The 13279-nt window shown below is 38.8% G+C and carries 8 protein-coding genes and 1 pseudogene; 3 read left to right on the top strand and 6 right to left on the bottom strand.

Translation table 11 applies throughout. The features are described from left to right. The first annotated feature begins 93 nt into the window (after positions 1–93). A complete protein-coding gene (locus IGK86_RS12805; protein ID WP_016616582.1) occupies positions 94–2646 on the top strand; it encodes a cation-transporting P-type ATPase in 2553 nt (850 codons plus the stop codon). 5 nt (positions 2647–2651) lie between these two features. On the opposite strand, the pseudogene IGK86_RS12800 reads toward IGK86_RS12805, so the two are convergent. The 5 genes and pseudogenes from IGK86_RS12800 to IGK86_RS12780 all read right to left on the bottom strand — a co-directional run bounded on the left by IGK86_RS12800 (position 2652) and on the right by IGK86_RS12780 (position 9236). Continuing rightward, positions 2652–4096, bottom strand: a pseudogene (locus IGK86_RS12800) (helix-turn-helix domain-containing protein). Positions 4097–4196: 100 nt separating this feature from the next. After that, complete coding sequence (locus IGK86_RS12795) at positions 4197–5378, bottom strand: hypothetical protein (RefSeq protein ID WP_002367380.1); 1182 nt, start codon at positions 5376–5378, stop codon at positions 4197–4199. A gap of 43 nt (positions 5379–5421) precedes the next feature. Next, entirely contained in the window at positions 5422–6846 is a 1425-nt protein-coding gene (locus IGK86_RS12790; RefSeq protein ID WP_016616580.1) for a DUF1116 domain-containing protein, read from the bottom strand. Continuing rightward, the gene (gene fdrA, locus IGK86_RS12785) at positions 6833–8392 is read right to left on the bottom strand and encodes an acyl-CoA synthetase FdrA (RefSeq protein ID WP_010713750.1); all 1560 of its coding nucleotides are present in this window, start codon (positions 8390–8392) and stop codon (positions 6833–6835) included. The genes IGK86_RS12790 and fdrA overlap by 14 nt, the downstream gene beginning before the upstream one ends. Next, a complete protein-coding gene (locus tag IGK86_RS12780) occupies positions 8370–9236 on the bottom strand; it encodes a DUF2877 domain-containing protein (RefSeq protein WP_016616579.1) in 867 nt (288 codons plus the stop codon). The genes fdrA and IGK86_RS12780 overlap by 23 nt, the downstream gene beginning before the upstream one ends. Before the next feature lie 127 nt (positions 9237–9363). Here IGK86_RS12780 and IGK86_RS12775 point away from each other — a divergent pair, with 127 nt between their 5' ends. Beyond that, the gene (locus IGK86_RS12775; protein ID WP_049095613.1) at positions 9364–11022 is read left to right on the top strand and encodes a PucR family transcriptional regulator; all 1659 of its coding nucleotides are present in this window, start codon (positions 9364–9366) and stop codon (positions 11020–11022) included. Between the two features lie 207 nt (positions 11023–11229). After that, entirely contained in the window at positions 11230–12438 is a 1209-nt protein-coding gene (locus IGK86_RS12770; RefSeq protein ID WP_016616577.1) for a chloride channel protein, read from the top strand. A gap of 46 nt (positions 12439–12484) precedes the next feature. On the opposite strand, the gene IGK86_RS12765 is transcribed toward IGK86_RS12770, so the two are convergent. Further along, the gene (locus IGK86_RS12765; RefSeq protein WP_010709058.1) at positions 12485–13237 is read right to left on the bottom strand and encodes a MerR family transcriptional regulator; all 753 of its coding nucleotides are present in this window, start codon (positions 13235–13237) and stop codon (positions 12485–12487) included. Positions 13238–13279 lie beyond the last annotated feature (42 nt).

The raw sequence follows: 13279 nt of genomic DNA, 5'->3' as shown, positions 1-13279 counted from the left end.
CCATTTTTTTCAGGGGCCACTGAAATTATCGACCATTTTGTGAAGAAAATCCTCTCTATAATAAAGGTATCAAGTAAATAGGAGGTACACGAAATGAAATGGTATCAACTTTCCTCAACAAAAGTAATCGAGCAGACTAAGACGAAGCAAACGGGTCTTTCTAGCAAAGAACGTCAGCAACGTTTACAAACGAATGGTCCAAATAAAATTGAAGAAAAACAACAACTGAAAACGTGGCAAAAGCTAGCCAAACATTTTACAGATTTACTAATGGTGGTCTTACTCGCTGCCGCAATTCTAAAATTTGCCACAGGCGAAGTGGTCGAAGGAAGTATCATTTTTCTAGTGGTGCTTGTCAATGGCTTTGTCGGTTATTGGCAAGAGCGTAAAGCAGAAGAATCATTAGACGGCCTGAAACAGATGATGGGCCAAGAGGCAGTCGTTCTAATTGATGGACAAAAAACAACCGTTTCTTCTGAAACGTTGGTTCTGGGAGATGTAGTCACGTTACAAGCTGGCGATGTAGTTCCAGCAGATTTGCGCTTATTTGATGTTCATAATCTGATGATTGAAGAATCAATTTTGACAGGCGAATCAGAAGCCGTGGAGAAAATTACCGGTTCCTTGAATGAAGAATTGCCAACAGGCGATCAAAAGAATTTGGCTTTTTCAGGAACTCTTGTCCAAGCGGGCTCAGCCTTGGGCGTTGTAGTAGAAACAGGAGATTCCACTGAAGTTGGAAAAATTAATCACGCGTTGCAGTCAGTAGATCAAAAAACAACGCCGCTCGTGCGGAAAATGCACCAATTAAACAAGCAAATTTTCCAAGGGATTATGGTTTTGATCGTGTTTCTGATTTTGTTTACCACTTTTCGTCATGGCATGGAATGGAACCTCTTATTTTCTGCGATGATTGCATTAATTGTAGCAATGATTCCAGAAGGCTTACCTGCTGTGTTAACGATGATTTTATCGATGGGTGTTCATGAGATGGCTAGAGAAAATGCGATTATTAAAGGCATGCCTTCCGTTGAAACATTAGGCTCAATGACAGTTATCTGTTCAGACAAAACAGGAACGCTAACTAAAAACGAAATGACGGTAATGGATGTAGTGACTGAAGAAATGACCATTGTCAAAGAGATTATGGCCAACTGTCAAGAATTGAAATTACAAGACCAACAAAAAATCGCCGACTTACAAGGGAATCCTACCGAGTTAGCTTTACTACAATATGTTGATCAGGATCAACTGTCTTTACGCCCTGTAGAAAAGAAAATTCCGTTTAGTTCAAGTTACAAATACATGGCCACTCGCCATCCGCAAGCAGAAGGTTCAATTATTTATGTCAAAGGTGCGCCAGAAGTATTGTTACAACTTTCTACGTTATCTGATAATCAAAAAGGTGCTTGGCAAGCACAAGCTGCGCAATTAGCGCAAAAAGGACAACGGGTATTAGGTTTCGCTTATAAGACAGTTACGTCACAACAGGAACTGACACATGAAGCATTGTCAGGATTGACGTTTGCTGGACTGGCAGGCATCATCGATCCGCCAAAAGAAAGTGCCATTCAAGCCGTCAAAGAATCTCAAGAAGCAGGTATTTCCGTCAAAATGATTACCGGAGACCATAAAGATACAGCACAAGCCATTGGCGAGCAAGTTGGTTTAAAGCATACGAAAAAAGTCCTTGAAGGATTAGAAATTGATGCTATGTCAGATGAAGAATTAGCTCAGCACGTTCAAAAAGTCGATGTATTTGCACGAACGACACCAGAACATAAATTACGAATTGTCACGGCTTTACAAAACAATGGCGAAATTGTCGGAATGACCGGCGATGGTGTGAACGATGCGCCAGCACTAAAGAAAGCTGATGTCGGAATTGCCATGGGAATTAAAGGAAGTGAAGTAACCAAACAAGCCGCAGATATGGTTTTGGCAGATGATAATTTCCATACGATTGCTAAAGCTGTGAAAGAAGGACGCCGCATTTTTGATAACTTGAAAAAGACGATTACTTTCTTCTTGCCAACTTCTTTGGCACAAGGCTTAATTGTTGTCTGGGCGCTTTTAATGAATCATCCTCTACCGTTGACACCTGTCCAGATATTATGGGTAAACATGGTAACTACGATTACTTTGTCTTATGCATTAGGTTTTGAAAAAGCGAGTGCTGATACCATGAAACGACCACCAAGAGATGTCAACGAAGGCATTTTAACAAAGTACAGTATTTTTAGAATCGTCTATGTGTCGGTACTCATTATGGTACCAGGTTACCTCATGGCGTTACAATTTGAGGGCCAAGCCTTACAGCAAACGTTCCTCTTACAAAGTATCGTCTTAGCGCAAGCAGCGTATATGATCAACTGTCGTAAGTTGGTTGATCCGTCGTTAAGCACAGGATTTTTCCAAAATAAAGTGTTGTTTGCTTCATTAGGAATCCTCTTTTTACTACAAGCACTAGTAGTTTACTGGCCAGTAGCGCAGCAATTAATTGGCACAACTTCTTTAAATGGCCTTCAATTAGCAATGATTTTCGTCCATGTTGTGAGTCTGTTTTTCCTTGTTGAAGGGGAAAAATATATAACCAAACGATTCATGACGAAAGAAAGCCAAAAAACTAGCGAATGTCCTCGCTAGTTCCTTTAAAAATAAGAATGAAGAGTGAGCTCTGCTAGTCGGCGGAGTTCATTTTTTGTTGGAATTAAAGAGAGATAAAAGACAGGAAGATCAAGATGATCCAAGGGGAAATTGGAAATAATTATGTCGGCTTCATTTAACGTCAACTGGCTTAGTTCCACATATTCAATAGCTTGTAATTTCACACGAGTACCTAAATAAGCAGCTAATTCTTGTTGTAAAAAAGCTTTCCAAGCAGGTTCCCCTTGAAAGAGGAAATAGGCAGTCATCGTTTGCGCCTGAATGGAATAACTGGCTTGTTTTTCTAACAAAGAAGCCAAACTAAGAAAATAAGTCGGTTCTTCAATCGTGGTGTAGCGAGATAAAATCTCCAAAAGTAAAGTTCTTGGTTGCTCTTTGATAACGCAAGGTCCTCTGCGGCTTGTTCGGTCATTAATTCTTGATATTCCAATTGAAATTGCTCAGAAAGTGTTGGGGACTCGGTATATTTAATGAATAACAATAACAGATTATCCAATAAATTTGTTTGGATTAAATCAGGCCGGGCTTCTTCAGTGGACAAATTAGTGACAAACTGTTGTAACGACTTTCGCAGCTGACTGTAATGAGTGTGGAGCGCAGAAGCCAACGTTTCGCCATAGACATTATCGTAATTCCAGCTTTCTAAGAAACAAAAGAAGGCAAAAAAACTTTCCTCTCCTTGCAAATAGATGCCTTCAGAAGCATAAAGTTTTGCCAAGGACGGTTGATAAAGTTGAAACAAGACATCTTTTGAATCAAAAGAAAATTGACTCACTCGGCAATTGGCTTTGTTGCGAATCGTGTTAATGAAAAACCAACAAGCACCAAAAATTTCTTCCGTTTCCACCGTCAACTCACTACTGTAAACTTGTTTCAAAAATTGGAAATAATGCTCCTCATGAATAGAATAATCGTCAAAAAAATAATTATTATGAGTAAAAGGCACCAACAAACGATGATAAAAAATCCGAATATTGCTTTCTGCCCCGATTAGCTGAATGGTCGTCGTGGTTAGTTGAATCGTTAAATGAAAATCACGTAAGGCCAGATTCATTTTTTTGATATGTCGCTTCAAAGTTTCATAAGAAACACCACTAGTGCTCAAAAAAGAAGTTGTCACCAACTCTTTCGTAAATAGTAGCTCTTTTAATAGCTGAATACTAATGGATTGAGGTAAAAATAATGACCAAAGCTCATTGGTTTGCGCATTCCCCTGATTGCGTAACCGAATACCACTGCTATCGGTTTCAATGGACCAGTCGGCGGGTAATTGACTGCGAATATACTGTAAATCCGAAAAAACGGTTCGCTCTGTCGTCTGGATTTGCGTGGCTAAACGCTTGGCTGTCAGCTGAGGAACATTTAACAACTGTTCCAACAAACGAATTTGCCGAAGCAAATCTTTTTCCGTTATCACACGTTTTAACATGGAGTACATGGCAAAACCTCCTTTTGCTTAAGAATACGGATAAAAAGGGGATTGGTCAATTAAAAAAAGAAGCGAATCGTCATTCGCTTCTTTTTATTCACTATACAAAAATATCAAATGTATGCAAAACGGCTGACAATAAAATGGTTACAACAGCCATTCCTGATACAAAGCCGACAGCACCAGGAACAAACGGAGGTAATCGTTTAGCAATATAGCTACCGACAGGGGCCGCACTGATTCCTGCTAAAACGGCGATGGTCAGGGAAAGCCAAAAGCCACCACCCATCATTAAAATCACACCAGGAACAATGCTGACCAGTGGCATAAACGTTGGATACCAACCTTCTTCAGCGAAATGTTTTCGATAAAGAAAAACACCAACAGCCGAAGCAATCATTTGTCCCATTAAAATGTCAGGAACCAAGCCAGAACCATTTGTAATATGATTAATATTGACAAACCAATCTGTTAAAACGCCTAGAATTACCAAACCTCCAACTAACTCATTTCCATAAAACCAAGCTTCGGAGAAGTCAGCAAAAGTGCGTCGTATTGACCATTGAAAGGTTTGCGTATTTTCAATTTTAGGTTGTTTTTGCCGCTTCTGAGCGATTGGTGCAACAGAAGGAACCATCCAAGGAAGTTGATGACAGATGGCTGAAACAATCCAGCCAACAAAAGCCATTGTGGTAACGTTGGAAACTGTCCCAGGTACATTTAAAAGGGGCATCAATTGCGCATTCAGCCAATTGGCAAACGGAAAGGTGAAAAGCGCACTCAACAGAGAAATCGTTCCTAATTTTTTCCAGCCAGGACCATAAACGAGCGTTAAAGCTGGCGGCGTGCCGACCACCACAATAAACGTTGGTAACCACAACACTTCTTTTGTAAAAAAGCGTGTAAAATCAAAAACATAAATAGTTAAAAAGAGGGAAAGTAGCTGAGAAGCAAGTACCCAAGGCCAAGCACCAGAACCACCAGCAATTGCAAATCCCTGCCATTTTGAATTTTTTCGATAAAGTTGCCAAGCAATCAGACCGCCGATTAGTAAGAAAAACGTTGTAAAAAGTCCACCGTAAAATTCCCCTTCCGTGAAGTTCATAACAAAATAGATAAATTTGTAAAATCCCTGCTGATTCACTTTGGTAACTACGTCATTGTAAGGAAAAAAGTTAGACACATGTCGAAAGCCATTCATGATCCAATACAGGAACATTCCCAAAAAAATTTTTACAACAAGAGCTAAAACGGCTTCGTAATTGATCGATTTATTTTTCATATGATCGCTCCAAAAAAAATGACATTTTACTAAGTTTTTGAAATTAGTTTATTTTAGCTACTAAAGCTTTTAGTGCCTCGTTAAAGACATTCGCTGGCGGATTAGTCAATCCAGCGCCAATCATACCAATCCCCGGTTCTTTATGAGCAATAGCAGTATTAATGACAGGCAGCATCCCTGTTTCTAAGATTTTTAAGACATCGATGCCTGAAGGAATCCCCATAAAATCTAAAACAGGAATCGTGACATTGGGATTTTCTTTCGTAGTAATTTCCAGCATTTCTTTTGAATAATTCAATGCTTCTGCCACTGTTCCGCCAACTAATGGGACAATTGCTGGTGCAGCTGCCATAGCAAATCCGCCAACACCATACGTTTCTGTAATAGCACTATCGCCCATATCCAAACCAGCATCTTCTTGTGTGTAACCAGCAAACATCGGACCAATCACCCGTTGGGCAGGCCCCGTAAACCAGTGATTTCCGCCAATCCCACTGACACGAATCCCAAATTCGACCCCATTGCGACACATGGTGGTGACAATTGTACTATTCTCCACATTATGCCCAGCATCTAACGCACATTTAGCGGCGCCCATCCAAGTCGGACCAGAAAAATAGTCAGAACTGCCAAGAAATTCAAATACTTCTTTTAATTGTTCACGAGAAAAATCAGTTTGAACCATGTAAGGTGTTAATGCTTGGACTAACAACGTACTTCCAGCTACATTGCGATTATGACACTCATCACCCATATGCAAGGCTTGCGAAAGCATTAAGCGTAAATCAATGCCTTCTGGACAAAAAGTCATGGCATCATGAAGTAATGGACCTAAAACATCGCGCATCCAAATCAGGCGATCCACGACGGATTGATCATTTGCACCAAATCGTAAAACTTTCGCCAATTGTTCACTTAAATTAGTAAAAGCCGTGTTGCCGTACGTTTCATTTTTGATAATATGAACGTACATATTCGGAGAAGTCACGCCAGCCATGGAACCAACGGCATCATGTTCATGACAAGGAGAAAACGTAATCGCGCCAGAACGAGCAACCCGATCGGCATCAGCTAGATCTTTTGCTAATCCTTCAAAAACAAGCGCTCCTTGAACGGCACCTTTCATCGGTCCGCACATATTTTCATAAGTAATGGGTGGCCCAGCATGTAAAATGGTCGTTTCAGTCATATCGGGCATGACATTAATTGCTTTATCAAATCCTACTAAAATAGGTTTTGATTGAATAATGCGGGTAACCGCTTCTTCGTTGGCTTGTTGGATTTTTTCATAAAGTGTTGGATTTTTTAATTGATCCAATAATTTCAATAGCTCTGGGTCACCATTGGCTGGCGGTGCCCAATTTACTTGATGTGAAGGAATCCCTTGTTTTTTCATATCTTCATGAATAAAGTCAATGCCTACATTGATCGTATCTAAAGGCTGTTTAAAAAGATCATTTCTGCTCATGTTCGTTCGCTCCTTTTACAAAAGTTTTGGTGGCTTCGCAAAGTTGATGACTGCTGTCGACAACGAGAACCTCTAAATCTTCTAAAATTTTCCGCTGTTCATGAATATCTTGTGGATCTTCTTCGGTCCCTAAAACATAGCCAATAATGGCTAACTCACGACCATCTGCTTTCGCTATTGCTTTGGCTTCCTTTAACGCCTCCGCTAACACGCCAACAGGATTTTCGTGAGAACCATAACCTAATTCAAAATCTAACGCTAAAACTGCCACTTCAGGATCTTTGGCTTCTTGAAGAATGCGAGTAATCCGAGAAGTCGGATCGATCATTGGATGTGGGCGTCCTTCTGTGAAACGATCATCACCGAAATCAATCAATGTATGTGCTTGGCTGTGGTCAGGATTTGCTAATTGCCGTTCAGGAATTTTATGAATATTACTATAAACATCATCAGAGACTTCTGTTAAAGCATATAAAAGTTCATCACAAAGAGTGCCACCACAGAACAACCCACGAACAAATTTTTGAGAAGGGGCTTGTTGCTGTTGGATGGCTGTTAACGTTGCGCCTGTCGGATTTTGATAGAGGCTGGTTTCCGCTTCCTGTGTTTGACTAAATTGAATCACCTTTTGAACTGCATCCAGAGAAGAAGTAGCAAAAGTGACGTTGTCTATTTTTCGTTCCGTTTGTTCACTGCCGATAAAATAAATAACAACTGGTTTAGTTGAAACAGCTAATTTTTTTAAAATTTTCTCTGTTACTTCTGGAGCAGGCGGTTTAGAAATAAGCAAAATTGCCTTAGTTTGTTCGTCAGCCATTAAAGCATCCAGCCCGTCAAGCATCATCAGCCCACCAATTTCAGCAGACAAATCACGGCCACCAGTACCAATTAATTGTGAAATCCCATAACCATATTTATGGATTTGAACACTAACTTCTTGGCTACCCGTACCAGAAGCGCCGACAATTCCAATATCTCCTGAACGTACCTCGTTAGCAAAACATAACCCAACACCATTAATAATCGCTGTTCCACAATCAGGACCCATCACAAACAGTTCTTTTTCGTGTGCTTTTTGTTTTAACGCTAATTCCTCGTTAACCGTCACGTTATCACTAAAGAGCATGACGTGTTTTTGCTGATCTAAAGCTTTATGCGCTTCTCGTGCAGCAAATTTTCCATTGACAGAAATTACAACTAAGTTGGCATCAGGCTCTTCATGAAGGGCTGAATCTAACGTCTTATAGGTTACTTCAGAAGAAGCGGTTTTCTTTTTCTTCGTAAATAACTCGTCGACTTGCTGTAAAATTTCTTCTGAGTTCGCTTGGTCATCAAGATCTAAAACAATTAATAAATCGCCCGTTGTAACATGATCCAAGGCGGGTGTATATAAACCAACATTCCGAATCACTTCAAGATTCATGTCGGTTCCCATCCCAATCATTGCGGTTTTAACTCCAGCCAGTTCATTGGCTCGTGTTGAAATGGTCATTAAAGTAACTGAATCAAAATAGGCGTTCTCTTTAATTACTGTTTGAATTGTCATGATTATTCTCCTCACAAAATAGTTTTAAACCAAAAATAATGCCGCAAAGTATGTCGCTTCCTGAAGTTGAGCCCACCTCCTCTAAAGCTGAAACCGCTTGAGCCATTTCGTTTGTATTTCCACTTTCAATTGATAAAAAAACACGCTGAACTAGCTGAGAAAACCGCTCGTTCACTGCTTCATGGATTTCCGCATAACTGACCGCATTCGTTCGTTCCTTGGCTAGCACAGCCAGCTGTTGGAAATTCGAGGGAAGCTGCTGTAATGCAGAAAAACTAGCAAGTAATCCTGTGATAAAATCATCGCCAGTGGGAGTTAAACCAATCCCCAATCCCAAAATCTTCGTTAAACAATCAAGAGCTATTTTAAAAGATTTTTGCTCCCAAGCTTGTTGAAAATGAACCATTTCTTTTTGAATCTGGGTCCGACTATAAGAATCAAAAAGAAAGGTTGACGACGAAGCAGGAAAAAGCGTTTGCCAAGGATTGAAACGAGTTTGCTGAATATACGTTAAAAAAATAGCTATCTTTATTTTACTGGGTGTTAAATAAAGTGGCGTTGGTTGCCAAATTTGGGCATCGGCTAGGGTTAATTGTCGTCGGCCTAACCGGATAAACAGGGGCTCAATTTGGACAGGTAAATCAGCGAAATGGCTAAGTTTTTTTTCATCGAGTATAATCGTGTTAGGTGCTATATGTTCGGGATGCGTTGAAATGGTCAAGAGAATTTCTTGGGTGTCTACATGACCATAATTAATAGCGTGCGTAAAACATTGCAAACTAGTCAATGTTTGATGAGGGAGTTTCGATAAAATCGTTTGGTCATAAACTAAAATTTTTGTCATTCCAACGACCTCCTTTTTAATAGCGCTTTCACAACTTCATAATAAAAGAATCCAGCACGCTAAACAATTGCTAAAAATGACATTGATTTACAAGTTTGAATGGACAATTTGTACATTGGGAGGATAAATGATGTTAAAAGTGAGTGATTTATTAACGTTAGAAGAATTACCTGGCATTACCTTAGTGGCAGGACATAAAAATCAGGACCAACCGATTTTAAAAGTCAATATTTTAGAAAATCCTGATATTTTAGATTGGCTAACAGCAGGTGAGCTGCTGTTAACGACAGGGTACATATTTAAAGATGATCGGAAATTACAGAAAAATTTTTTGAAAGAACTAGCCAAACACCATTGTGCTGCCTTAGGATTTAAAACCCAACGTTATTTTGAAGAAGTTCCACCAGACCTAATCAAACTAGCAAATGAAATGAATGTACCTATTTTAGCAATTCCTTACAATTACACCTTTTCGCAAATTGCTGACGTGTTGAAAAGTCGTGTCACGTTAGAACAATTTGACATGAATGCGCAAGAAACCGCATTGCATAATAAAATTTATCAAATCTTAGAAACGGGAAGTAGCAGTTTTCATTTGCTGCAGGATCTAGCAGAAACCATTCAAAATCCTGTCTTGTTATTGAATGACCACTTTGAAGGAGTTAATTTTTTTGACTTGCCTAAAAATCCAATTCGTATTTCTAGCATTTTAGAAGATAGACAAGAAACCTCAGAGTTCCAAAAACAATTACTGGAACAAAGTCATCCATTATTACGCTTTTATCAAGAACCGATTCATTTACAGTTGAAACTCCAGAACCAAGTGGTGCCAATTGAAATTTATCCAATTAAAAAGAAAAATGTTATTTTATATTATTTACTCGTCTGGAACACCTTGGCTCCATTACGACCAGTCGACGTGGCTCATTTTAAAATCACAGCTCATTACTTACTTTTACAATTGCAATTGGAATACTCACGGAAATTTGAAGAATACCAACAACGAAACGAATTATTTTTTAAGCTGATTGCGCATGAAAAGAGGGACCAAGCTGTCTTCCAACAATTTCAACAATATTATCGCTTGGCAATAGATAAGCCCTATGCGATTTTGCTAATTTCATTAACCTTAAATGAACGCCAAAGGCAAGAAAGAATGTCTATTTTAGGTAACCAGCTAAACCAAGTTATCTTAGGGGATAAACAAAAAATTGTTTGTATTGAAATTGATAGTTCCTTTATTTTATTAGTTGACGATCCACCTGAAAAAGAAGGCGATTATCTGAAAATGATGCAACGCCTAGCGCAAAGTAGCATAAATCAGTTAATGAAAGTACAAGAAGATGTGGAACTTTTCCTAACAATAGGACCTAAGATTCAAGGTCTGACCCAGATTCATGAATCGTATCAACAAGCGATTGACGTTTTAGCCTTTCAACGTCAATTCATTGCAGAAAAACCTGAAATGAGGATTGCTTCCTACGCGAATTTTCATTTTAGACAGACACTACAACGTTATTTTTTAGAAGAAGGACAAGCAACCCTCAGAAACAAATATCTTCAACCATTGCAGAAAAGTGATCAACAGCAACATACCGACTTTGTCCATACACTGAATGTCTATTTTCAATCAAAACGAAACTTGTCTCAAACAGCCAAAAAGCTCTTTATTCATCGTAATACTTTGTTACAACGATTGGAGAAAATTGAACAGCTAGTGCTGTTGGATTTTGATAAGGAAGTGGACTTGTTGGCACTGGAAGTGGCGTTGTTTGTGGGAACTTAAGAAGCAATATAAGTGGCGGTTTTTAATTTAATGGAATATATATAGCTAAAAGAAACGATTATACAAGAAGGATAATTTAATCAATAAAAAATGGAATCTTTTCATAACCTCAATTTTTTCAAAAAAATAAATCCTTCCCAAAATCTTCAAACACAAACCACTAACTATCTGCTACTATAAAAGAAACAACTATCATTTGGAGGAAGTATGCGTAACAGAAAAATGTGGACAATTATCGTCAGTGGGTTATTTTTAAGTAGTATCATCGCGGGAATTTCAGGAGCGTTTTTAATCATTGAAGGAGAGCTAACAACTCTGCTCTGGGAGGTGTTGCCAGCGCAAATGAAATGGCCAATCCTCTATTATTTTATCTTGTGTGTGCTAGGAGCGTTGGTATTGAGTTATCTGAAGAAACGCTTCGGACAAGTACCACAAACGGCGCATGAGGCTCTGACAGAATTGAAGGCGAAACAATCGGTCGATTATTCAGGAGTGTTTAGAAATTTATTGGCCGCCTTGGTAATTTTAATTTTCGGGGCTGGTGTCGGTCCTGAAGCCGCATTGTTGGGAGCAATTATTTCGTTGTCAGTCTGGCAATCTGATAAGTTAAGGTACCTTTATTTTCATTATGACGAGCAAGAACAGCAAGTATTTTGGACAAAAATTCAGCGCTTGCTACATCCGCAACAGTTTGTTCAGCGCTACGACACGAGGCTCGCTCCTGCGGATAAAAAGAAACTGAAACAAGTGATGAACGGGTTATTTATTGTGAACGGGTTGGTGGTGTTTACCTTTTTAATGAAATTGGTGGGACACCCATCGTTTATTACGAAGTTAGGAACTGGAAAAATTGAAATGGCTTCGTTATGGCTGATTTTACCCGCTTTATTAACTGCTTTTGTGATTGGTAACGCCTATCAATGGTTGCAAGCTGCTCTGGCTAAACTATGCCAACCTTTTGAAGAAAAGCAAAGCATACTGGTAAGCTTTGGTGCAGCTTGTATTTTTCTCTTTGTTGTTTTAATGCCAAGATTACTATTTTCAGGACAATCTTTTATGCATTTAGTTCCTAGTTTTGGTAGTCAACAAGCCTGGTATATCTTGGTGGTCGCTGCGATAATGAAACTAGTATTTTTACAAGTTTGTTTACAGACAGGTTGGATAGGTGGCGATATTTTTCCCGTCGTTTTTTCAGCTATTTTAATCGGGTTTGCGGTCGCACAATTTTTCCCAACAATTGACTCGCTTTTTGTTGTCGCAATTTTTGCTACGAGTTTAACAACCCAGATTTTAGGGACGATTCTTGTACCAGGCATTTTTGTGGGGCTCTTTTTCCCAATCACGCTTTGGCCAGTTGTAGTCCTTGTGTTATTTTTACAATGGCTATTGAAAAATAAAATCATTAAGAGTAACTAGAAAAACGTCAAATCGACTTAGGGGATTAAGCCGATTTGACGTTTTTCTAATTAGAACACTCAAACCATAGTTGATAGTAATCTTGATGTTTTTTTGAAAGCAGATAGCGGCCCAATAGTTGATGGACTTGATAGCCTTGTTCTTTTAAGTAAATTAGATTTTTCTGAATTTGTTGTGGCTGCAACTGATTGCTACTTTCTTCTATACGAATCAGTTGACTATAGTAGCTTTTAGAAGCATCGAATTCCCAGTGTAAGGCTAAAGGGAAAGCGGCGCTGTCTTTATTAGTCGTTGAAAAATGTTCAATAGTTTGTTCATCTGGTGATAAAACAAAGCCTAAAATACTTGGATCATTTAAGTAAAGCAAAAGATTTTCTGCTTTAGCAGGGTGGAAATAGTAAAGAGTTTTAAACGGCGGTATTTCTTCTTTCAAGACTTCCTCTTGTAGTTGGCTGACTTCTTCATATTTTTGTTGATAAGTGATTAAGTTTCTGTGGATTTGCTTTAACTGTGTAATGCGTTCTTCTAAATCTTGACGTGCATTTTCTAGTAATTTCTGGGTATCTGATAATGGGTTGGTATATAAGTTTTTAATTTCTTTAATGGAAAAATTTAAGTCGCGATAAAACTTGATTTCACAGATAGCAATCAGCTGTTCTGTTGTGTATTGTCGATAATCATTTGTATCGCCTCGAACAGAATGAATCAACCGTTCTTTTTCCCAATAGCGCAATGTGGACTTAGGAATTTTCAACAAGGAAGCAATCGTTTCTAGCGAGTAAAGATGGTCTTGGTTCATCAGCATTCACCTCAATTTTAGTATAACACAAAATTAGTTTAT

Source organism: Enterococcus sp. DIV1206 (genome assembly GCF_051712485.1).
GTDB lineage: Bacteria > Bacillota > Bacilli > Lactobacillales > Enterococcaceae > Enterococcus > Enterococcus faecalis.
The sequence above is the reverse complement of the archived record's forward strand: the minus strand, read 5'-3'. Positions and strand labels throughout refer to the sequence as shown.